At 62.7% G+C, this 20706-nt stretch carries 20 protein-coding genes; 8 read left to right on the plus strand and 12 right to left on the minus strand.

Going from position 1 to position 20706, the window contains the following annotated elements; genetic code table 11:
- Positions 1-4 precede the first annotated feature (4 nt).
- Complete coding sequence (locus FCU66_RS19915; RefSeq protein ID WP_136617581.1) at positions 5-955, plus strand: cytochrome c; 951 nt, start codon at positions 5-7, stop codon at positions 953-955.
- Here the strand turns inward: FCU66_RS19915 and FCU66_RS19920 are convergent.
- The 3 genes from FCU66_RS19920 to FCU66_RS19930 all read right to left on the minus strand — a co-directional run bounded on the left by FCU66_RS19920 (position 952) and on the right by FCU66_RS19930 (position 4344).
- Positions 952-1353 carry an SET domain-containing protein gene (locus FCU66_RS19920; RefSeq protein WP_136617580.1) on the minus strand — a complete coding sequence of 134 codons (402 nt, stop codon included), beginning with the start codon at positions 1351-1353 and terminating at the stop codon, positions 952-954. The genes FCU66_RS19915 and FCU66_RS19920 overlap by 4 nt on opposite strands.
- Positions 1354-1597: 244 nt before the next feature.
- A complete protein-coding gene (locus tag FCU66_RS19925; RefSeq protein WP_136617579.1) occupies positions 1598-2224 on the minus strand; it encodes a LysE family translocator in 627 nt (208 codons plus the stop codon).
- Positions 2221-4344, minus strand: coding sequence for a S9 family peptidase (locus tag FCU66_RS19930; RefSeq protein WP_136617578.1), 2124 nt, complete (start codon positions 4342-4344; stop codon positions 2221-2223). Before FCU66_RS19930 ends, FCU66_RS19925 begins: the two co-directional genes overlap by 4 nt.
- A 116-nt stretch (positions 4345-4460) precedes the next feature.
- Between FCU66_RS19930 and FCU66_RS19935 the strand changes: the two genes are divergently transcribed.
- Positions 4461-4829 carry an SH3 domain-containing protein gene (locus FCU66_RS19935; RefSeq protein ID WP_136617577.1) on the plus strand — a complete coding sequence of 123 codons (369 nt, stop codon included), beginning with the start codon at positions 4461-4463 and terminating at the stop codon, positions 4827-4829.
- Between the two features lie 444 nt (positions 4830-5273).
- Positions 5274-5699 carry a Ros/MucR family transcriptional regulator gene (locus tag FCU66_RS19940; RefSeq protein ID WP_013532660.1) on the plus strand — a complete coding sequence of 142 codons (426 nt, stop codon included), beginning with the start codon at positions 5274-5276 and terminating at the stop codon, positions 5697-5699.
- A gap of 113 nt (positions 5700-5812) precedes the next feature.
- On the opposite strand, the gene FCU66_RS19945 is transcribed toward FCU66_RS19940, so the two are convergent.
- A complete protein-coding gene (locus FCU66_RS19945; RefSeq protein ID WP_136617645.1) occupies positions 5813-6241 on the minus strand; it encodes a SufE family protein in 429 nt (142 codons plus the stop codon).
- Positions 6242-6342: 101 nt separating this feature from the next.
- A complete protein-coding gene (locus tag FCU66_RS19950) occupies positions 6343-6696 on the minus strand; it encodes a DUF5330 domain-containing protein (protein ID WP_136617576.1) in 354 nt (117 codons plus the stop codon).
- A gap of 536 nt (positions 6697-7232) precedes the next feature.
- On the opposite strand from FCU66_RS19950, the gene FCU66_RS19955 reads away from it, so the two are divergent.
- The 3 genes from FCU66_RS19955 (at position 7233) to FCU66_RS19965 (ending at position 10304) form a co-directional block, all read left to right on the plus strand.
- Positions 7233-8966 carry a PAS domain-containing sensor histidine kinase gene (locus FCU66_RS19955; RefSeq protein WP_136617575.1) on the plus strand — a complete coding sequence of 578 codons (1734 nt, stop codon included), beginning with the start codon at positions 7233-7235 and terminating at the stop codon, positions 8964-8966.
- Complete coding sequence (locus tag FCU66_RS19960; RefSeq protein ID WP_136617574.1) at positions 8941-9738, plus strand: peptidoglycan-binding domain-containing protein; 798 nt, start codon at positions 8941-8943, stop codon at positions 9736-9738. The genes FCU66_RS19955 and FCU66_RS19960 overlap by 26 nt, the downstream gene beginning before the upstream one ends.
- A gap of 218 nt (positions 9739-9956) precedes the next feature.
- Positions 9957-10304 carry a DUF1491 family protein gene (locus FCU66_RS19965; RefSeq protein WP_056580674.1) on the plus strand — a complete coding sequence of 116 codons (348 nt, stop codon included), beginning with the start codon at positions 9957-9959 and terminating at the stop codon, positions 10302-10304.
- Here the strand turns inward: FCU66_RS19965 and FCU66_RS19970 are convergent.
- Positions 10282-11319, minus strand: a complete 1038-nt coding sequence (locus FCU66_RS19970; protein ID WP_136617573.1) for a hypothetical protein — start codon at positions 11317-11319, stop codon at positions 10282-10284. The genes FCU66_RS19965 and FCU66_RS19970 overlap by 23 nt on opposite strands.
- Before the next feature lie 188 nt (positions 11320-11507).
- Between FCU66_RS19970 and FCU66_RS19975 the strand changes: the two genes are divergently transcribed.
- Entirely contained in the window at positions 11508-11696 is a 189-nt protein-coding gene (locus FCU66_RS19975; protein WP_136617572.1) for a hypothetical protein, read from the plus strand.
- Here the strand turns inward: FCU66_RS19975 and FCU66_RS19980 are convergent.
- The 6 genes from FCU66_RS19980 to FCU66_RS20005 form a co-directional block, all read right to left on the minus strand.
- Complete coding sequence (locus FCU66_RS19980; protein ID WP_136617571.1) at positions 11693-12262, minus strand: DUF1254 domain-containing protein; 570 nt, start codon at positions 12260-12262, stop codon at positions 11693-11695. The two genes, FCU66_RS19975 and FCU66_RS19980, sit on opposite strands and share 4 nt — an antisense overlap.
- On the minus strand, positions 12255-12839 hold the full coding sequence (locus FCU66_RS19985) for a DUF1214 domain-containing protein (RefSeq protein ID WP_136617570.1): 585 nt from the start codon (positions 12837-12839) through the stop codon (positions 12255-12257). The genes FCU66_RS19980 and FCU66_RS19985 overlap by 8 nt, the downstream gene beginning before the upstream one ends.
- Positions 12840-12958: 119 nt before the next feature.
- The gene (locus FCU66_RS19990; RefSeq protein ID WP_136617569.1) at positions 12959-15112 is read right to left on the minus strand and encodes a transglycosylase domain-containing protein; all 2154 of its coding nucleotides are present in this window, start codon (positions 15110-15112) and stop codon (positions 12959-12961) included.
- 317 nt (positions 15113-15429) lie between these two features.
- Positions 15430-16869 carry an FAD-binding oxidoreductase gene (locus FCU66_RS19995; RefSeq protein WP_136617568.1) on the minus strand — a complete coding sequence of 480 codons (1440 nt, stop codon included), beginning with the start codon at positions 16867-16869 and terminating at the stop codon, positions 15430-15432.
- A gap of 274 nt (positions 16870-17143) precedes the next feature.
- Complete coding sequence (locus FCU66_RS20000; protein ID WP_136617567.1) at positions 17144-18076, minus strand: dimethylarginine dimethylaminohydrolase family protein; 933 nt, start codon at positions 18074-18076, stop codon at positions 17144-17146.
- Positions 18063-19691: a zinc-binding metallopeptidase family protein gene (locus tag FCU66_RS20005; protein WP_136617566.1), complete on the minus strand. Its 1629-nt coding sequence runs from the start codon at positions 19689-19691 to the stop codon at positions 18063-18065. The genes FCU66_RS20000 and FCU66_RS20005 overlap by 14 nt, the downstream gene beginning before the upstream one ends.
- 84 nt (positions 19692-19775) lie before the next feature.
- Here FCU66_RS20005 and FCU66_RS20010 point away from each other — a divergent pair, with 84 nt between their 5' ends.
- Positions 19776-20672 (plus strand): LysR substrate-binding domain-containing protein, encoded by an 897-nt coding sequence (locus FCU66_RS20010; protein WP_109662545.1) that lies wholly within the window; start codon positions 19776-19778, stop codon positions 20670-20672.
- Positions 20673-20706 lie beyond the last annotated feature (34 nt).

Below are 20706 nucleotides of genomic sequence, written 5' to 3' on the forward strand. Positions count from 1 at the left end.
GGCGATGCCCTGGCTGAAAAAACTCGTCGGCGCTCTCGTCATTCTGGGCGGCGTCGGCGCGGTTGCCGGGTGGGTGCTGTCGGCGCCTGTGAGGCTCGACAGGGAGACCCTGGCCAAGCTCGGCCCTGGCGATGCGGCCAAGGGCAAGCGCATCTTCTATGCCGGCGGCTGCACCTCCTGCCATGCAAAGCCGGGCTCGCAGGGCGATGCGCGGCTTCAACTCGTGGGTGGGCTCGAGCTCAAGACGCCGTTCGGAACCTTCGTCCCGCCCAACATCTCGCAAGATCCCAAGGACGGCATCGGCGCCTGGTCGGCCGAGGATCTCGCCAACGCCATGCTGAAGGGCGTATCGCCCTCGGGCGAGCATTTTTATCCGGCGTTTCCCTATGCGTCCTACGCGCGCATGAAGCCGGCCGACATTGCCGATCTCTACGCCTTCCTGAAGACGTTGCCGGCGGTCGCCGGCAAGGCCCCGGCCAATTCTCTCGGTTTTCCCTTCAACATTCGTCGCGGCATCGGTCTGTGGAAATTGCTCTACCTCAGTGACCAGCCGGTCGTTGCATTCTCCGATGGCACGCCTGATCCGGTGATGGCCGGCCGCTATCTGGTCGAAGGGCCGGGCCATTGCGGCGAATGCCACACGCCGCGCGACCTTGCAGGCGGCACGAAAAAGAACGCGTGGCTGGCCGGTGCGGTGGCTGCAGAAGGCAGCGGCGTCGTGTCGAACATCACATCGGGCAAGGGCGGTATCGGCAACTGGTCGGAAGCCGACATTGCCAACTATCTCGAAACCGGCCTCACGCCTGACTTCGATTCCGTCGGCGGCGCCATGGTCGACGTGCAGCGGAACATGGCCGAACTGACGCCGGAGGATCGTGCGGTCATCGCCGCCTATCTCAAGGCAATACCGCCGCATCCAAACGGCTATCCGCCGCGCAAAAAGCCGGCGAGCTAGTTTTCCGGCGACAGGTGGCGGTCGCCGAGGAAATCGAAGCCGGTTTCAAAGAAATGATTGTAGTCACAGGTCAGTTCCTCGCCAGGCGCTATATCGCGCGAGGCGTATGTTTCCTCAGGTGAGGAGACGTCGCAATTCGGCTCATCCGCATGGTTCATGAAGCGCGCGTCGTCGGCTTCGAAGACGATGTAGTTCGGGTCGCGCCGGTCGGGGTAGGAATAGCGGTCGAGGTAGCTCTTCACCGATCCGCTTTCGCTCTCATAAGTTTCCACGTCGATGATCCGATCGAATCTCGGGTCCAGCTTCCAGATCAGCGTGCCGCGCGGAATGTGAGCCCTGGCAAACACACCGATGCCCTGGATGGACGATTTGTCGAGATAGACGTCAACGAGCAGCATGGCGGACCCTTGCGAGATAGTAACTGGCAGTCACGGCTTGAAAAAGCCGGGCATTGGGTAGCGCGCGATGGTACCAATTGCGAGCAGAAAATCGCGGCGCATGACCGCGAAATGAAGCCTCGGAAAAGATCATACGCAAATCAAAAATTCATGACCTTGGAAATCCGTCGAGGAACAGCGGCGGTCGGTTCGCGACCCGTTCCGCTGACAGACGGCGATGTTGCTTTGAATAGGGATGAAAAGGTCAGCGTTGCTGCAGCGCCAGACGGACGCCCAAAGCGCAGTAGATGCCGCCGACAACTTTGCCTTGCCATCGCAACACCGCCGGATTTCGACGCAGGAACGTGCCGAGCCGGCCAGCACTCACGGCAAAGACGACCGTGCTGAAAAGGCCCAGTACGACGAAGATGACCCCCAACGCGGTCATCTGAAGCGTCACCGATCCGTTTTCAGGCCGCACGAACTGAGGCAGGAATGCAAGGAAGAAAAGCGCGGTCTTGGGGTTGAGCACTTCGGTCAGGATCGCTTGTCGAAACGCCTTGCCGGCGGCGATCGCAAGCGCGCCGGCAGCCGGGTTGGTCGGTGTTTTCTCGATGATCGCACGAATGCCGAGATAAACGAGGTAGGCCGCACCGACGTACTTTACGATGCTGAACAGCGTCGCCGACGTGGCGATGATCGCCGAGATGCCGACCATCGCCATGACGGTGTGAACAACGTCGCCGGCCGCGATCCCGGCACCGGTCGCGATGCCCACCTTCGTTCCCGAACTGGTTGCCCGGGCGATCGTCAGCAGGGTTGCGGGGCCTGGAATGAAGACAAAGCCGAGCACAACCGCAATGTAAGCTATCAACGTGGACGCATCGATCATTGATCTGCTCTCCCTGCAAGCTCCGCCTTGCCCATCACCTTTAGTGCAAACGAATAGGTATAGGCGATCTCCTCCAGCCGCGAAAACCGGCCGGAGGCGCCGGCGTGGCCGGAATCCATGTTGATCTTGAACAGCACCGGATTGTCGCCGCTCTTGCGGTCGCGCAGCCGCGCCACCCATTTGGCCGGCTCCCAATAGGTGACGCGCGGATCGGTGAGCCCGGCGAGCGCCAGGATCGGCGGATAGTCGAGTGCTGCGACATTGTCATAGGGCGAGTAGGCAGCGATGGTTCGGTAATCGTCGGCGGATGCGATCGGATTGCCCCATTCAGGCCATTCCGGCGGCGTCAGCGGCAGGGTTGCGTCGAGCATTGTGGTGAGCACGTCGACGAAAGGAACCTCGGCGACGATGCCGCCGAAGCAATCCGGCGCCATATTGGCGATGGCGCCCATCAGCATGCCGCCGGCCGAACCGCCTTGCGCGACGATGCGGTCATGCGCCGTGTAGCGCTCGGTGACCAGATGGCGCGCGACGGCGATGAAATCGGTGAACGTATTCATCTTGTTCTCCCGCTTGCCGTCGTCGTACCAGCCATAGCCCTTGTCCTTGCCGCCGCGGACGTGAGCGATGGCGAAGACAAAGCCGCGATCGACCAGCGAGAACCAGTTGGTGTTGAATGCGGCCGGTACGGTGATGCCATAGGAGCCGTAGCCGTAAAGCAGGCAAGGTGCGGATCCATCCAGCGGCGTGTCGCGGTGGTGCAAAAGCGAGATCGGCACCAGTTCGCCATCGCTGGCCGGCGCCATCAGCCGCCGCGTCACATAGTGGTCCGTATCATGGCCGGACGGCACTTCCTGGGTCTTCAGCAGCACCCGCTCGCGGGTGCGCATATTGTAGTCGAACACCTGGGCTGGCGTCGTCATCGACGAGTAGGAAAAGCGCATGATCTCGGTGTCGTACTCATAGGAACCCGATAGGCCGAGCGAGAAAGCCTCCTCGTCAAGGGACAGAAGATGCTCCTCGCCGCTGCTGCGGTCGCGCACGACGATGCGCGGCAAGCCTTCCTTGCGTTCGAGCCGGACCATGTGGTCCCTGAAGCCGATCACCGACAGGATCAGCCGGCCTGGCTCGTGCGGCACCAGTTCCTGCCAGTTGGCGCGGACCGGATCGCTCACCGGTGCCGTCATGATCTTGAAATCCTTGGCGCCGTCGGCATTGGTCAGGATGAAGAAGATGTCGCCGCCTTCCTCAAGGTCGTACTGAAGGCCGATCTCGCGCGGCGAGACCAGTTTCGGTTCGGCAAACGGATCGCTGGCGCTCAAGAGACGATATTCCGAAGTCTCGTGATCGTTGATGCCGATCATGATCCATTCGTTGTTGCGGGTGCCGTCGACATTCATGAAGAAGCCAGGATCGGTTTCCTCATAGATCAGCCGATCGCTTTGCGGGCTGTCGCCCAGCGCATGGAACAGCACCTTGGACGGGCGGTGGTTGGGGTCGAGCCGCGTATAGAAGAAGCCGTCATTGCCGGCGTTCCAGACACCTGAGCCGCCCGTGTCGGGTATCTGGTCGGCAAGCTCCTTGCCATCGGCAAGGTCGCGCACGCGAAGCGTGTAGAACTCGGAGCCCTTGTCGTCGAATGCCCACAGCAGCTTGGCGTGGTCGGCCGAATGGTCGACGCCGCCAAGACGGAAATAGGCCTTGCCCGCGGCCTCCGCATCGCCGTCGAGGAGGATATGCTCGCCGCCACCGTCGCGCGGCATGCGGAAATAGCGCGGCTGCTCGCCGCCAAGCTTGAAGGACGAACCATAGGCATAGGGCCCATCCTTCATCGGCACGGAAGAATCGTCTTCCTTGATACGGCCCTTCATCTCCTTGAAAAGCTGCTTTTGCAGCTCGACCGTGTCGGCCATCAGCTTTGACTGGTAGGCATTCTCTGCCTCGAGCTCAGCGCGGATCCCCGCATCGAGCAATGATGGGTCCCGGAACATCTCCTGCCAGTTGTCGGCTCGCAGCCAGGCATAGTCGTCGGTTCGCGTGATGCCGTGATGCGTGTCGGAAACCGGCCGCTTCTCGGGCGTTGGCGGGCTGACGATCGGAAATGCTGATGTCTTGGTCATTGCGTCTCGCTTTTGAAGTATCTTGAATGACGAATGAACACGCCGATCAGGGCGGGTTCAAGAGCCGCAGTCTATGGGTTGTGTCGGCTCCAGGAGATGGGCCGGGAGGAGAGATGATGACTGTTTATTCTCGGACTGCTGCGGCTTTCGCCGTTGCTTCGCTCACTCTGGCCTTTGCCGGCCAGTCTCATGCGACCGTATTCGCGGCTTGGCAAGTGGCCAATGTGCCGTTCGGCGACACGCTCAATGTACGCAAATACCCTTCGGGCACGTCCCAGAAGCAGGCGGCATACCCGAACGGGACCGTTCTGCAGATGACCGGACGATGCACCGGCGGGATAAACCTGCTCGACATCGCCGACCAGCCGGCGTGGAAGCAGGAACAGACGGTTCGCTATCGCTGGTGCGAAGTCTGGCATGACCCGGCCCAGAACGGCACCTTTGTCACCGGGTGGGCCTACGGCAAATACATCACCCCGCGTTGATTGACGCGGCAGCGATTAACCGACTTGGTTGGATGACAGGCATGTCGCCTGATTGCTTGCGTAACGGCGGCAACCTGTGGTTTTGTGGACAGGTGTAAACAACCAAGTTTGCGCGTGCAATGGCCAAGCAAAATCAAGCATTGAAACCTGCTTTGTGAGTTGCCTCGAATGTAACGGAGAGCTGACGTTGCGTCAGCCGTTGCTGGTTGGCGCGCGAAATATCGATAAATTACACAATGCACGAAAGATTGAAGCTGATCCGGGAATAATTGACCAACATCGTCCAATATAGCGCAAAGGGTGAATTGACTTACTTGGTGCGCAGGCTCATTGATGTGCCCGCGACACGAATCGCAGAAGCTCTACCTGCACAAGTTCGTGCAATGCCCTGCCTGTAAAAAAAAGGGCGCAGATCGAAGTAACTCTTGTTGGGGCCTGAAGACCATGGATATTGTCGAAACACCTTCCAGAAACAGCGATGCGCTGATCGAATTGACCGCCGATGTGGTGGCCGCCTATGTCAGCAACAATCCCGTGCCGGTCGGCGAATTGCCGAACCTGATATCCGATGTCCATGCCGCACTCGGGCGTGTGGGCGGAACCGCCGAACAACCGCCTGCCGACAAGCAAAAGCCGGCGGTCAACCCGAAGCGCTCGGTTCATGACGACTACATCGTCTGCCTCGAAGACGGCAAGAAGTTCAAGTCGCTGAAGCGCCATCTGATGACCCATTATGATCTGACGCCGGATCAGTATCGCGAAAAGTGGAACCTCGACCCGACCTATCCGATGGTTGCACCCAACTATGCCGCTGCCCGGTCCCAGCTCGCCAAGAAGATGGGTCTCGGCCGCAAGCGCAAGGCGCGGTAATCGCTGCCAGCCAGATCGAATCGAAAAAACGGCGCCTTCGGGCGCCGTTTGGTTTTGCGGGGCGGCAACGCGCTGATCGAGCAGAGCAATTCCAGGAAGAGTGTGAAACGCTTTCAGGCGATCTGCTTGAGCGCCGCCTCGGCATCGCGCTTGATGCGCTTGACCATGGAGCGAAGGCCGTTGGCGCGCTGCGGCGACAGATGTTCGTCGAGGCCGAGCTCTTTCAATGTCGCGTCCGCATCGGTCTTCTGGATTTCGCTGGCGGTCCTGCCGGAAAACAGCGCCAGCATGATCGCGACCAGCCCACGCACGATATGAGCGTCCGAATCGCCGGTGAAGGTGATGACCGGGTCGGCCCCAGCTCCGTGTTCAGTGGTCAGCCAGACCTGGCTGACGCAACCCGGCACCTTGTTGGCGGCGCTGCGCTGCTCGTCCGGAAACGGCGGCAACGCCTCGCCGAGTTCGATGACGTAACGATAGCGGTCTTCCCATTCCTCAAGGAACGAGAAGTCGTCGCGGATCGTCTGGATCGTGGTGGTCATAATGCCGGATATAGTCACGCGGCGGCTCCGCGTCACGGAAAAAACAAAGACACCGCGGGCGTCGAGAGGGCAGACAGCCCGCGGTGCACCGTCGAAACGGCTTAATTCTGCGCCGGCAGGGTGACTGTCTCGGGCAAGACGATTTCTTCCGGCACGCTGCCGGTCATCGTCGATGTATCGGGGCCGGCGGCGGACTTGTCGTCCAGCATCGCTGCCGCGATCTTGGCGGTCTCCTTGGCGCGGGCGGTGATGGTGTGCATCGCCGACTTGCCGGTCTCACAGACATCGGGCTTGCGTTCGCAAATGCCGGCGATGTCGCCAACTGCTTCGCGTGCCGCAAACAAGGCCTGGATCGGCCCGACGCTTTCGCGGCCCGATTCATCGGGGCCGACAGCCAGCGGCAGCGCCAGCAATACCAGCGAAAACCAGAAAGCCATTCTTATCAGGAAGACCATGCCCTTGCCCTCTCGTCGTGACCGGATCATGCATCCATATGGCATGACCTCTTTTGTAGGCAGGATGTTGGCACACAGGCGCAAAGGACGGCTTGCGGGCAAAGAGAGAATTTTCCTCAAATTTTAGGCAAATTCGAAACGAACCGTTGTGCAATCGATTTGTCTCAAATCCGAATGAGTTTTCTTAACGCGAGATAACCATCTATCTCCATGCTTTTCCTGTATTTTTTCTGAAATCCCGGAGTCCGGGTGCCGCGTGCACCCACCCGATGGGCACGGTCGCCGAATAACCCTCCGTTTACTATGGCCGCATTTGCCCGGGCTTTCGGCTGCCGGCATCCCGATATTTGCCGCAGGCCGGGGCCTTGGTTGGCCCTGCCTTATCCATTCCTTAAACGCTGGATGCGAGTTTCAGAGCCAACCAGAACGATCTGCAAAGCAGAGCTGTCCACGACGATTACGGGTGCGTTGAGTTGAGTTCAATCAAGGCCAGATACGTTGAATTGCCTGGCGCGATTGCCGCCGGTTGCGAACGTATGGTCCATCCGTCCATCCTTGGGCGGAACGACCGCGAGCGCCAGCGCCGCTTCATCGGCGTCATGCTCGCGGCTCCTTTCTTTGCCGCGGGTGCCGCGGTCACGCTGGTCACTTCGGGCATGGGCGCCGCCGTCACCATGGCCGCCATCTTCGCGGCCTTTGGTTTGTGCTGGTTCGTCGCCTTGCTGGTGGCGGCGACCGGCAAGATGGCGATAGCAAGTCAGGTCGCTCTGGCAGTGGCGGGTATTTCTCTCGGCAGTCTCATTGCCGCCGCGGGCGGGCTGAGTTCGCCTGTCGCCATGCTTGTCGTGGCGCTGCCATTCGAAGCCTGGTGGATCGGCGCCTCACGGCGTGCGGCACTTTGGGGAGCCGTGTCGGCCGCTGTCGCCATCCTGGCTCAGCCTCTGGCTGGAACCGTGTTCCCGTTCGCAGGAGCGCAGATCGCGGCGTGGCACTGGCTGGTGCCGTTGGCCTGGGCGCTTACCTTGATCCCGCGCGCATCGGCGTTTCGAAACACGGCCGATGCGGCTGATGTGGTCGACACTGCCGACCGGCTCGAAGACATCATCGATGCGGTGGTCTTGCGCGTCGCCCGTCATGGCGAGGTTCTGGACGCCTCGCCAAAGGCGCGCACGCTTTTGAAATTGCCGCCCGAACTGCTGTCTGGAAACGGCCTCTTCGACCGCGTCCATCTGTCGGATCGCGTCTCCTATCTCAGCGCCCTGGCCGACATGCGCGACGGCGCGCTGTCGCGCCGGCTCGAATTGCGCATCAGGCTGCCCCAGAACGGCAATGGCCTTGTCGCCGACAATTATCGGCCGTTCTCGCTCGATCTGGTGCGAGCTGAGGAACAGGGCGACGTGTTCACGCTTGTCCTGCGCGAGAATGACGAGATTGCCCGGCTGCGCGAGGATCTGGCGGCGGCCAATGAGGCGGCCGCGTCCGCCGAGGTGGCGAAGGGGCGCTTCCTGGCGGTGGTCAGCCACGAACTGCGCACGCCGCTGAATGCCATTATCGGCTTCTCCGACATGCTGCTGCATGAAATGTTCGGCGCCTTCAAGGATCCGCGCCAGAAGGAATATGTCGGCCTGGTGAGGGATTCGGGCCAGCATCTGCTTGCCGTCGTGACCTCGATACTCGACGTGTCCAGGATTGAATCGGGCGTCTATGCGACCGAACCGGAGCCGTTCCGGTTCGCGGAAGCGGTCGATATGTGCCAGTCGATGATGCAGCTGCAGGCGCAGGCCAAGAACATCGATCTGCAGGCGCAGATCGCGCCGGACGCTGGCGACATCAATGCCGATCAGCGTGCCGTGCAGCAGATGCTCATCAACCTCGTCTCCAATGCGATCAAATTCACCCCCGATGGCGGCGATGTCGTCGTCGGCGCCAAGCGGATCGGTTCGCGCCTGCATTTCTGGGTCAGGGACACCGGCATCGGCATCGCCGAGGAGGATTTTGCCAATCTCGGCAAGCCCTTCATGCAGATCCAGAACGACTATACCCGCCGTTTCGAGGGGACCGGTCTCGGCCTGTCGCTGGTCAAGGGCCTGGTGGCGCTGCACGAAGGCACGATGTCCATCGAAAGCATGCCGGGCGAGGGTACCACGGTGACCATCAGCCTGCCGGTGAACGGACCGAAGGGGCATCAGGCGGAGAAGGCCGGCGTGCTGGCCATGCCTGTGGCCATGGCGAAAGGGGACAGAAATGGCTCGCTCCGCAAAACAGCGTAAGGCGGTCAAGCGCCGCAGCAATGCCTTTCAGGACGGCGCCGTCGCCGTCGGCGGCATGATCTCGCGCAATCCTGTCCTGGTGGGTGGCTCGACGGCATTCCTGGTGACGTTGTTCTACGTTTCCGCCAATGCCTTGTGGTATCAGCCTTTCCCGCATGCCGGCGCGTTTTTCGCGACCCGCAGCATCGAGGGCTTTCCGCACGCGGCGTCCGACGAACCGGAGACGACATTCAACATCGTGCGGCCATCCGGCGCGCCGGCGCCGATCAAAGGCGATCCGGTGGTTGAGCAGGTGCAAGGCATACTGAAGGATCTCGATTTCTACTCGGGAACGGTCGACGGCATTTCCGGGCCCAACACGCGCAAGGCCATCCAGGCCTATCAGCAGAAGGTCGGGCTCAACGCGTCCGGCGAGATCGACGCGCTTCTGTTGGATCAACTGGGCGCGACGCCGAAAACCGCTTCCGTCGTACCCAGACCGCAGCCGCGCCCGGATATGCCGGCCGCCGTTCCGGTGTCGTTGCAAACGAATTCAGGGCAGACGAATGCCGCCGATCCGAATGCCGCGACGCAAGCGCCCGATGCCCGCATCGTCAAGATCCAGGCCGGGCTCAAGGCGTTCGGCAATGACGACATGCAGCTGGACGGCGTCGTCGGCGCGCGCACCAAGGCGGCGATCAAGGAATTCCAGTCGCTGTTCGGGCTGCCGCAGACGGGCGAGCCCGATGAGATCGTCTACGTCAAGATGCGCGAGATCGGCCTGACCAACTGACGGCTGAAACGACGGCTCGCCGAGCGGCGGAAATATCGACAAAGCAATTCCAGGAAAAGTGTGAAACGGTTTTCCGCCCGGAATCGCGTCAAACAAAGAGCTAGAGTAGTTTGCCGTTTCCTTGAAACGGCAAACTACTCTAGAGAACCCGCCTACCTTGTTTGCGTGCATGTCGTTGTCCCAAAAACCGGGGCGACACGCATTAGCGGAGTTCTCTCATGCGCGTCACATCGGATCTGTGGGTCTCGGCCCTGTTGCGCCGGGTTTTCGGCGCCGGCGGATTTGCCGCGGTGGTCAAGCGCGGCGCAACCGAAGCCGGCGCTGTTTTCGTGCTGGCGCGGGGCAGGCTGGGCGAGGTTGCCCTGTTCGGCCCGGCGCCGCAGACAAGCTACGATTCGGCCAAGCCCGACGACCGGTTTTTCAGTCTGCTCGGCGCCGGTGACGATGCCGCCGTACTCGATGCCAGGCTGGAAAGGGAGAAAAAATTCGATCCCGACATCTGGGTGGTCGAGATCGAGGCCGGCACTGTGCCCGTCGAGGAACTTATTTCCGTGAAGACGCCCTGAGGCCGGAGGTCTCAGCCGCGTGGTCGCTGTTCGATGCCATGCGGGTATCGCTGTTTGCCGGTGCGGCGTCGCGAACCACCCTCGAGAGGGTTTCGGCTTTCCAGTGCCGCACCTTGTCCTGGGCCGCCTCGCGATGCAGCAGGCGGTAGCGGTCGAGGAAGGTGCGGATAGCCTGCGGATGTGGGAATTGCGCTGGGTAGACGGCAACGGTGATCAGGAAGGCCTTGTCTTCGCCGAGGTCTAGCGAGCGCAGTGCCGCAAGCAGCGACGCGTAGTTCTGGTTGGCGGTGAGCGAGCGCGCGGTCGAGAAATCGATATCGAGCGCATCGGCGAGCGCGGTCTGGAAGAACGCGGCGTTTCCCGTCAGCGCTGTCTCGCGCAATTTCACATAGGTGTCGGCGCCCGTGAAAGGATCGGCGTTCGTCGCTCCCGCCTCGTCGCCCGTGCGCATCATCGAGCGCAGCCTGCGCCGTGCATTCTCGGCTGCGATGCCGAGCGCCTGTTCTCGGGCGGACTCGTCGGAGGCAGTTTCCGTGCTCACCGGCACGATCTCTTCTGCTGCGATGGCTTTCGCGTCCGGCTCCCGCATGCGCACCAGAGTTGGCCTTTCCAGCGCCCTGATCAGATCGGCGATGGTCGGGTTCAGGCCCTTGCGGCGCGCAATGGCGCGGGCATGTGGCAGGCCATGTCGCCCGATCAGCGCGATGAGATCGATGTCGCTGACGGCGCGTGAGCGGATGAGCAGCGGCGCGGCAATGTCGACCGGTTCCTCGCAGAGACGGCGCACCAACGCGGCGGGGGCATATTCGCATTCGGAAAGGGCGGCCGCCACGTAACGGCGAGATTCGACGGACACATTGTCGAACAGCGGCAGCGTCAGGTCTTCGAGTTGGCCGATCTCACGGCGTGAAGGGCGGGTGAGCGAGCAGAACGCCGACACCGCGGCGCGGAACAGCCTTTCGGCCTTTCCCGAGTCTTTTCGTACCGCGATTTGCCTGAAGTCCGAAGATGACACGAAGGATACGCCCGTACTCGACACAAGCTTGGCCACGCTCGACCGGGACCGTGTCGGTTTCGCGAGTGCCAAGAACAAAGATCAAGTTAGCGACGATCCGTTAGCGCTCCGTTAACCCTCTGCCGGCCTTAATGATATTTGGAGGCGTTGCGTTGTGCTCCGGGGAAACCGAGAGGAATGCGCGAACCATGGGCATGGTACTGTCTTTCGTGCCGCGTACGGCACCAAGCAATCGGACAAAGCAAACCGCCGAAATTCCGGCGGCGGTGATCATCTTTCCCGGCATCCGCTACGAGCGGCCTCATGTCGGCGAAGTGCGGCCGGTCGATCCCGACAAGCCGGGATCGCCAGGGACGAAGCCGGTCCCGCACCACTAGAAGTCCTGCAGCTCGCAGGAACTCTGCTCGAAGAAGCGCGATACGATCGGCTTCCAGCTGTCATCGGGCACGAAGGCGCGGATGACGAAGATGCCTTCCTCGATCGGCGCTTCGACAAAGATCGCTCCCTGAAGGTCCTCGGGAAGGTCCTTGCGCACGTCGATCATCTGCGCCGGCGTCAGCACGACGGCATCCAGCACGCCGCCGGTCGCGGTGTGGTCGTTGAAGGAATAGACGTTGTGGCCGCTGCGGTCATAGACCGACACCGACCAAAACGGCACGTGTCCAGGCGCCTTGATGCGGACCATGCCTTCGCCCAGGTCGAACCGGCATGCCGTTGCGTAGAACAGCGGATCCACGGATTTCACCACGGGCGCGCCACCGGCTTCGGCATCGAGCCGCGTCATCCTGTAGAGATCCGACGCCATGGACAGCCGCGACCAGGCATCGCGTTCGGAAAACTCAGGCACCAGAAGCAGCACGGCGATGTGCACGATGCCGGCGCCGAGCAAGCCGAGCAGGATGGCATGCAGAAGTCTGCGCATCGCCGCGTAAAAATTACGCATCGCAGCCGACCTTGACGATATGCGGCAGCGAAACGTCCGAAAGGCCGGTGCTGCTGGCGATCGGCGTGTCGTAGAAGGTCAGCACGAAATACATCCTGCCGAAGCCGTCTGTCAGCAGCCAGTTGCCCGGCATCGGGTGATGGCCGGCGGAAATGATGACCGAATTGTCGGGCTGGCGCACCACTCCATAGGATTGCAGCCCCGCCAGCCGGGGTTTGCCGGTTTCGACCACGCCGAGCGACTGGTCGGCGGCATAGAGCGTCCAGAATCGCGCCGTCGGAAATCCACCCTCGATGGTGTAGGTGCATTCGCGCTTGAGCTCGGCGCCGCCCGTATCGCGCTCGGCGACAAAGGACAGCCCTTCGGCGCGGCCGAGCGCAAGCACGCCCTCGCGCGCCACGCGGGCCTTGGAATAGGGATCGGCGGAGGGCGTGCCGATATCGGGAAAGGCCGTCCATTGGCCGATCCGGATGGCACCGACACCATCCTGGACTTTCAGCGCATACCAGACGCTGCCGCCACCGCCGACGATGGCTATGGCAAGCGAAAGCAGCGTCAGGAAGGCATTTTTAAGCATGAGGTGCCGAGGATACGAAGAGTTGCCGCTCGGGGATATCGCGGCGTGGGGCCTTGTGGCAAGCGGGCCGATGGATTTGCCCGCCCAGACCAGTCGGAAAGACCCACCCAGTTAGAAAATCAAAGCGCCGACAGCGTCTCCGGCGGTTGAGGCGTACTGAGGGCGGGGGCCGACTGAAACAGCCTGGTCATGTCCCGCAGCGTCTGGGTGGTCCGGCTGGACAGCACGGGCGGCCGTTCGGCGGCTGCATCGGCGGCCGCCTGCGCGTCGGTCTTCTTCTGCGCTTCCTCGGCCTTGGCCGCGATCTCCTCGTCGACGAAGGGTTTGTCGATGCCCGGGATCGGCTTGAGGTCGATGTTCTGGTGCGCGTAGACCATCAGTCGCTGCCATACCATCGCCGGCAGCGAGCCGCCGGTCATGTTCTTGGTCGGCGTGAAGTCGTCATTGCCCATCCACACCGCCGCCGTGTAGTTCCCGGTGAAGCCGACAAACCAGGCGTCACGGTAGGATTGGGTCGTGCCGGTCTTGCCGGCGACGACGATGTTGGGAAGTTGGGCCCGCCGCGCCGTGCCCATCACCGGCACCGCGGCCAGCATGGTGTTCATCGATTTGAGCGCCTGCTCCGACAGCACCCGGTGTGGCGGCGGCGCATCCTTGGCGAAATCATAAACCACCTCGCCGGTGCGGGTCACCAGCTGGCTGATGCCGTGCCGGGAGCCGACGAAGCCGTTGTCGGCAAACACGCTGTAGCCCGTCGCCTGGTCCATCACCGTCATTCCCGAGGTGCCGAGCACCATGGTCTTGTGCGCTTCGAGCGGCGATTCCACGCCCATCGCCTCGGCCATCGCCTTGATCGGCGGAATACCGAGATAGTCCTTGGCCAGCCGCACCGGCACGGTGTTGATCGATTTGGCCATGGCCATGATCAGCGTGACGTTGCCCGCCGATCCGCCGCTGTAGTTGTGCGGCGACCAGCTGCCCCAGCTGATCGGGCCGCCGGAGATGATGGAGTTAGGGGTGAAGCCGTGTTCCATCGCAGTTGCATAGACATAGGGTTTGAATGACGAGCCGGTCTGGCGCAGCGCCTTGGTGGCGCGGTTGAACTGGCTGGCGCCATAGTCGCGGCCCCCCACGATGGCGCGCACGGCGCCGTTGGTCTCGATGACGACGACCGCGCCCTCGGTGACGTTATACTCCTTGCCGAACTGGCGCAGGTGGAACTCCACCGATTCTTCCGCCGCCTTCTGGATGTTGGCGTCGAACGTGGTGTGGGCAACGAGCGAGTGCTGGCCCGGTTTGGCGATCTTCTTGACCTCGTCGAACGCCCAGTCGAGGTAATAATCCGGACTTTTCTGTTCGCCGCGATCAACGACATCGGCCGGATGCAGCCTTGCCTGCAGGACCTGCCCCTCGGTCATGAAACCGGCGTCGACAAGGTTCGACAGCACCACATTGGCGCGCGCGCGCGCCGCCGGCAGGTTGATGTGGGGCGCATATTTGGTCGGCGCTTTGAACAGCCCGGCCAGCATCGCCGCCTCGGCGAGATTCAGGTCCTTGACGCTCTTGCCGAAATAGAAGTCGGCGGCCGCCTCGATGCCGAACGTGCCGCCGCCCATATAGGCGCGGTCGAGATAGAGCTGCAGGATTTCCTTCTTCGACAGATTGGCCTCGAGCCACAGCGACAGGAAGGCTTCCTTGATCTTGCGCTCCAGCGTGCGCTCATTGGTGAGGAACAGGTTCTTGGCCAGCTGCTGGGTGATGCTCGAGCCGCCCTGGACGACGGAATTGGCCCGCACATTCTCGAAGATGGCGCGCGAAAGGCCGAGCACATCGATGCCGTAGTGATCGAAGAAGCGGCGATCCTCGGTGGCGAGCACCGCCTTGATGACGTGATCGGGCATCTCGTCGACCGGCACCGAATCGCGCTGGATGATGCCGCGCTGGCCGATCTCGTTGCCGTAGCGGTCGAGGAAGGTGACGGCGAAATCGCCCTGGGCGCGCCAGTCGCCGGCCGTGTCCTGGAAAGCCGGAACGGCCAGCGCCAGCATAACCACAATGCCGCCGGCGCCGAGCGTAAAGCCTTCGCTCAACAGTTCGATGATGCCACGGCGCCAGCCGTTGACGCGGAAGCGCCGCGAGAAGATCGTCGCGCCTTCCCAGAACTGGCGCGCTTTGAAACCGATCTCGTAGAGCGATGAATCGATCCATGCGTCGAGCGCCAGCAGCCGGGCGGCGATCGGACCTCTTCTCTTGCGCGGTTCAGGACTGGCCATTCGGAAATCCGGCTAGGCAATTGCGCGACCTGAGAACCGCAAACCGGCAATTTCAGGGCGATGCGTTCCGGGAGACTATTCCTCCATTTTTTCAGCGCTCACAAGGGCGGCGAAGACACAGCGGCGGGTTTGTTGCTGATGGCGCGGGGCGTGAATTTAGGTCCTGACGCGATGGCGTCGGCGAAGCCTGTCGGAACCGCGCGAGTGACAACACACTGCCGACCTGCCAATCATGCCCGATGACCAACAGCACGTGAACGCAAAAGCCCGCGCCTCCAGCGGAGACGTGAGCTTTTTGTCACTGCAGCACGGGCGCCTCAAGCGGCGCGCAGGCCTTCTTTCGGGCGCAAATTCTGGTTCATGCGGAACAGGTTCAGCGGGTCGTAGCGCTGCTTGATTTCCAGAAGCCGCCGATGGTTGCCACCATAGGCCGCTTCGACCCGGTCGACCTCGTCCTCCGGCATGAAGTTCACATAGACGGTGCCGGCGGCATAAGGCTTGGCCGCCTCGTAGACAGCACGAGCCCAGTCGGTGCAGGCCTTGTCCATCGCCGGTTCGCGCCAGCGGGCGTGAACGTTCATGACGAAGTGCGAACTGCGCTGTGGAAACGCCGTTGCGTCCGCCTTGACGCGACCTGCCGCGCCGCCGACATGGCCGACAAATATCTCGCATTCGGGTCCCGGCAGCTTGGCTATTGCCCCCGTGACGACCGCAGCCGCCTTGTCGGAAAACTCGGTGAAGTCATGGCTCTTCCAGTAGTTGCGGGCGCCGGGCGTAAGCAGCGGGTCGAATGCCTGCTGCCAGCCGGTGAACGGGGTCGGGCCGACGACATCGGCAATCGGCGTGCCGATGGCTCGAAGCTTATGGGTCGCCTTTTCGCCTGCGTCGATGTCGCCGCAATAGCACATGGCCAGAACCAGCACCTCCTTGCCATGCCACTCGGCCGGCAGGAAGGGCAGCGGCGGCGCCTGCCGCATGACCACCCAGCAGGTCAACTCGTCAGGAGCGGTTTCGAGCGCCTTGCGATACTCCTGCAGCACCTTTTCGGCATCGGCGAAGGGATGGACCACAAGCCCCGCCAGCACTTGCGATCCAAGCTCATGGAGCTGGAATTCGAATGCCGTGACGACGCCGAAATTACCGCCGCCGCCGCGCAGCGCCCAGAACAAGTCAGGATTTTCGGTCCGGCTGGCCCGGAGCAGTTTGCCGTCGGCGGTGACCACATCGGCGGAGGCAAGATTGTCGATGGTCAGGCCGAATTTGCGGGTGATCCAGCCGAAGCCGCCACCCAGTGTCAGGCCGGATATGCCAGTGGTCGAGTTGATGCCGGTCGGCACCACCAGCCCGAAGGCCTGCGTTTCCTTGTCGACATCGGCAAGCGTCGCGCCTGGCCCGACCCATGCTCGCCGCGCAGCGACGTCGACCCGCACCGACTTCATCAACGACAGATCAATCACCAGGCCACCATCGCAGACCGCGCTTCCGGCAATGTTGTGGCCGCCGCCGCGCACGGAGACGAGAAGCCTGTTCTCCCTGGCGAAATTCACGGCACTGATGACGTCGGAAGCGCCGACGCAGCACACGATCAGCCCGGGCCGTCGGTCGACCGTGGCATTCCAGACAGTCCGTGCTTCGTCGTAAGCGGCATCGCCTTCGCTCAGGACTGTGCCGCGCAATTGTGCCGAAAATGCTTCCAGGGCTGCGGCGTCGATTGTCGTTTTGCCGCGTTCAAGCGTGGTGAGGCTCATGGTGTTCATGGTTTCCTCCCGATTTGCTGATGAGCCGTCCCCCTCCCAAAAACATTCTTACTGTGCGCTTATATTAGCTATCGTGCAAGTTTCGCATTGGCCAGCGTTGCGGCGCCCAAGCGAGCGTCTGCAGCCGATATTGTGATTGCATTGGTTTGGGCACATGTTTCCGCCAGCCTGCGATTTCAGCCGGTTTTCACGCCCGACCTTGCGCCCTTGGCGGTCAGGATGCCGATCATGCTGATGCGAATGTGAACGAAGCAGCGTAGCGCTACCCCACTCCTCAGGCCGGTTCGCGCTTCAATGCCTGCGCCATGCAGTGGATGCCGCCGCCGGTCTTCGAAATCTCGCTCATGTCGACGGCAGCGACCTCGAAACCGCGGGCCTTGAGCTCGCCGATCAGCGTCTGGCTGGAGGTCGGCGCGATCACCCGGTCCTTGCCCAGCGACATGAAGTTGCAGCCGAGCGACATCGTGTCCTGGAACGGCACGTCGATGATCTCGTGGCCCTTGCCCTTCAGCCAGTCGACAATGCCGGGTTCGGTGCAGGCGAGGCAGACTGCGGTGAGTTTTTCGGCGATCGGCACCACCATCAGGTCGATATGGACATAGTACTCGTCGATGAAGGCGATGCGGGTTTCCCAGCCTTCCTTGTCGAACCAGGCCTGCACCTGGCGCGCACCTTCCTCCTGGGTGCGGGCGCCGCCGCAGCCGATCAGCACGACGCCGTCCTCGATGACGTTGAAGTCGCCGCCCTCGAACGTACCTGCCGTGACCATGTCGTAGATCGGGATGCCGAGTTTTTCGTAGGTGCGGATGGCGGCGTAGTTCTCGCCGCGCCGCCACCAGTTGGCCATCGCGGTGATGACGGCGCCGTAGGGCGTCATGACGCTGGAATCGCGGGAATAGACCTGCATCGGCAGCTCCGGCGTCGGCTCGTGCCAATGGATGTTGACGCCGAAATGCTCGTAGGCGGCGACCAGGTCCTTGTGCTGCGCCTGCGCGATCTGGACGTTGCAGGGCGCCTCGCGCAGATGCTTTCGCGACAGCGAACTGGTCGACAGATGACGCAGGAAATTGGGCGAGCCGAGCAAGACATCGGTCAGGACGTCGGTCTCGTTGGCGAAGCCCCAGACCGTCAGCGGCTTGGTGCCGCCGGCCGGGTTGCGGCGCTGCAGCGAAAACGGCTCGGCGACAATGCGGTCATGAACGGTCATGGGGTGCTCCTCGTGAGGTGGCTTGGGGTGTTTGATTGCTCGGGATCCACCAGTCGCGTCCGCGCGGGGTGGTGACATATTCCGGCCAGCGAAAACCAATCGGCGGCTCGTAGTCGCAGAGCGGCGCGATCCAGGTCGAGCCGCCGACGCCGCCGCCGGTGCGGGTGACGAACTCGTCCATCGCCGTATCGCGGGCGCCTTTGTCCTCCAGCAGGCGAAGGGCCGCCAGTGCGACCGTCTTCGCCGCACAGATAACCATCGGGTCGATCGTCGCCGAAATGCCGCCCAGCGCATTCATCACCCAGGCCGGATAGACGTGGCCATTTGCCGAGCGTAGCGCCGGACGGGCGACGTAGAAACGCGCCGTCGGCGTATGCCACGACATGTCGGTGTAGTCGTCCGAGGTCGAATTGAGCTGCGACGGCGGCAGGTCGCGGCGCAGCAGCGTTTCGGCGTCCCGCGGCGCGATCAGTTGCTCCATCTCGGCAATGAACGGCTCGTCGGTCGCTACCCCGCCTGCATTGACCTGGATTTCGCGGGCGATTGCCTTCGCCGCCTCGTCCCAGCGCGGTGGCCCGACGCTCGACAACGCTCCATAGGCGATCTCGGCCATGGCGTGGTTGGCAAGACCGGGCCGCGACTTCGACACCCAATGCCGCTCATACCGGCAACCGCTCATCGCCGCCGCTGCCTGCGCATTGCGGTCGAGCATGGCGGCGACCTGCTCGGCCATCGCAAGCGTCGGAACGCGGATCATGTATTGGATTTCCGCCAGCCCCGCCGGCAGGTTGTCGGCGGTCGCCTGGCCGGCTGTGAGGATCGCTTCGCTGATCGACCAGCCGCCCTGATGCGGCAGCATGGAATCGCGCAGCGCCTTGGAGGCCATGTACATCATGACAAGCGCGTCATTGGCGCCGGGCGCCCTGACCGCCGAATGCGCCTGCGGGATCGGTGCGCCATCGCTTGCGCGAACCCAATTTTCGGGTTCGTCGCACACAAAGCGGTAGATCATCGCATAGGCCGCGCCGCAATGCGTGTCCCAGCGCGCCGTGTTGCAGAGCGGCAGCATGTAGAAGGGATGGAAGGAGATCATGCCGGCAAGGCCGTCATAATAGCCCTTGGCGGCATGGATCGGCTTCGATCCGCGCACTTTCTCGGCCGGCTCGCCGGTGAAGCGCAGCGTGCCTGAGATGCCGTGGCGCTGCATCGCCGCCTTGGTCGCCAGGAGCCCGCCAAGACTTGAGATGCCGAGCCCGGAATGCGGATCGGTATGGCCGCCGGCCTGGTCGCCAAGGCCCGGGCGAGGGCGCTTGACGGTCGCCGCGTCCTGGCAATTGCCGGGCACGGCATCATATTCGGCATACAGGCCGATGGTCGGCCCGGCGCCGTTCGTCCAGTGGGCACAGAAGGCTGTCGGCATGCCGCCGGACCCTTCCTCGACGGAAAAGCCTTCGCGTTTCAGCAGCTCCACATACCAGGCAGCGGATTGGTACTCGCGCCACGCGGTCTCGCCGAAGTCGAAAATGGTGCGCGTCCACGCCGACAGCGACGGCTGGATGCCGTCGAGATGCGCAAGCGCGGTTGCTTGCGCCGAAGTGGTGACCGCTTTCTCCATGGCCGGAGAAGAAAGCAGTGAAGCAGCTCGCCAAAAAGTGATATGTTTTCCCGGCTCATGCAAATTCGGTTCACCTGAGGCCCCTTGCGCATACCATCGACACAAGCGCTGCGCGCGCTCGACAGCTTCGCCCGCCACGGCAGCGTCTGGCGCGCCGCCGACGAGTTGCACCTGACCCGCAGCGCGGTCAGCCACCAGCTTCGCCTGCTGGAGCGCGACCTCGGCTTCGATCTGCTCGAACGCATCGGCAAGGGCGTGGCGCTGACCCCGCGTGGCCAGCGCTATGCCAGCGACGTGCGCAAGGCGCTGACCGTGCTGGGCGACGCGGTGACGCGCGATGCCGGCACCGGCGTCGGCGGCTCGTTCGCGGTCAGTTGCACGCCCGGTTTCGCCTCGTTGTTCCTGTGCACCCATATCGGCGAGTTCCGGCAGATGTATCCGGACGTGGCGCTGCGCATCCTGACGCCGCGGCGGCTGGACGATGTCAGCAATGCCGAGGCCGATGCCTTCATTGCCTTTGGTGTCGGCAATTGGCCGAACCGGGCGGTCGAACCGCTCTGCGAAATCTCGTTCACGCCGCTCTGCAGCCCGACCCTGCTGAACAAGGTCGGTGGCTTTTCGAGACCGTCGGACGTGCTGCGCGCCAATCTGCTGCATCTCGACGACACCGAGGATTGGGCGCGCTGGCTGGCCCTGTCCAAGGTGGAAAACCCCGACACAGAGGGCGGCATCTTCTTTTCCGACATGAATCTGGTCTTTTCGGCGGCGATTGCTGGCCAGGGCATCGCTATGGGCGACGAATTGACCAGCCGCCGGGCGCTGAGCGAAGGCAGGCTGGTCAGGCCGTTCGACATCGCGATCAAGTCGCCGCGCTCCTATTTCCTGGTCTCCGAACACGCCAAGGCTTCGCATCCGGTGCTGGAAGCGTTCGCGGGATGGCTGAGGTCGAAGCTCTCGGAGAACCGCATTCTGCCGTATTGAGGGCAGGGTGGCGCCATCTCGGCATAGATGAATG

Origin of the sequence: Mesorhizobium norvegicum (assembly GCF_004919685.1) — a bacterium.
Taxonomy (GTDB): Bacteria; Pseudomonadota; Alphaproteobacteria; order Rhizobiales; family Rhizobiaceae; genus Mesorhizobium; species Mesorhizobium norvegicum.

Coding starts and splice junctions, on each gene's coding strand:
- FCU66_RS19915 (WP_136617581.1), top strand. CDS start 5: ATGCCCTGGCTGAAAAAACTCGTCGGCGCTCTCGTCATTCTGGGCGGC.
- FCU66_RS19920 (WP_136617580.1), bottom strand. CDS start 1,353: ATGCTGCTCGTTGACGTCTATCTCGACAAATCGTCCATCCAGGGCATC.
- FCU66_RS19925 (WP_136617579.1), bottom strand. CDS start 2,224: ATGATCGATGCGTCCACGTTGATAGCTTACATTGCGGTTGTGCTCGGC.
- FCU66_RS19930 (WP_136617578.1), bottom strand. CDS start 4,344: ATGACCAAGACATCAGCATTTCCGATCGTCAGCCCGCCAACGCCCGAG.
- FCU66_RS19935 (WP_136617577.1), top strand. CDS start 4,461: ATGACTGTTTATTCTCGGACTGCTGCGGCTTTCGCCGTTGCTTCGCTC.
- FCU66_RS19940 (WP_013532660.1), top strand. CDS start 5,274: ATGGATATTGTCGAAACACCTTCCAGAAACAGCGATGCGCTGATCGAA.
- FCU66_RS19945 (WP_136617645.1), bottom strand. CDS start 6,241: ATGACCACCACGATCCAGACGATCCGCGACGACTTCTCGTTCCTTGAG.
- FCU66_RS19950 (WP_136617576.1), bottom strand. CDS start 6,696: ATGGTCTTCCTGATAAGAATGGCTTTCTGGTTTTCGCTGGTATTGCTG.
- FCU66_RS19955 (WP_136617575.1), top strand. CDS start 7,233: ATGGTCCATCCGTCCATCCTTGGGCGGAACGACCGCGAGCGCCAGCGC.
- FCU66_RS19960 (WP_136617574.1), top strand. CDS start 8,941: ATGGCTCGCTCCGCAAAACAGCGTAAGGCGGTCAAGCGCCGCAGCAAT.
- FCU66_RS19965 (WP_056580674.1), top strand. CDS start 9,957: ATGCGCGTCACATCGGATCTGTGGGTCTCGGCCCTGTTGCGCCGGGTT.
- FCU66_RS19975 (WP_136617572.1), top strand. CDS start 11,508: ATGGGCATGGTACTGTCTTTCGTGCCGCGTACGGCACCAAGCAATCGG.
- FCU66_RS19980 (WP_136617571.1), bottom strand. CDS start 12,262: ATGCGTAATTTTTACGCGGCGATGCGCAGACTTCTGCATGCCATCCTG.
- FCU66_RS19985 (WP_136617570.1), bottom strand. CDS start 12,839: ATGCTTAAAAATGCCTTCCTGACGCTGCTTTCGCTTGCCATAGCCATC.
- FCU66_RS19990 (WP_136617569.1), bottom strand. CDS start 15,112: ATGGCCAGTCCTGAACCGCGCAAGAGAAGAGGTCCGATCGCCGCCCGG.
- FCU66_RS19995 (WP_136617568.1), bottom strand. CDS start 16,869: ATGAACACCATGAGCCTCACCACGCTTGAACGCGGCAAAACGACAATC.
- FCU66_RS20000 (WP_136617567.1), bottom strand. CDS start 18,076: ATGACCGTTCATGACCGCATTGTCGCCGAGCCGTTTTCGCTGCAGCGC.
- FCU66_RS20005 (WP_136617566.1), bottom strand. CDS start 19,691: ATGGAGAAAGCGGTCACCACTTCGGCGCAAGCAACCGCGCTTGCGCAT.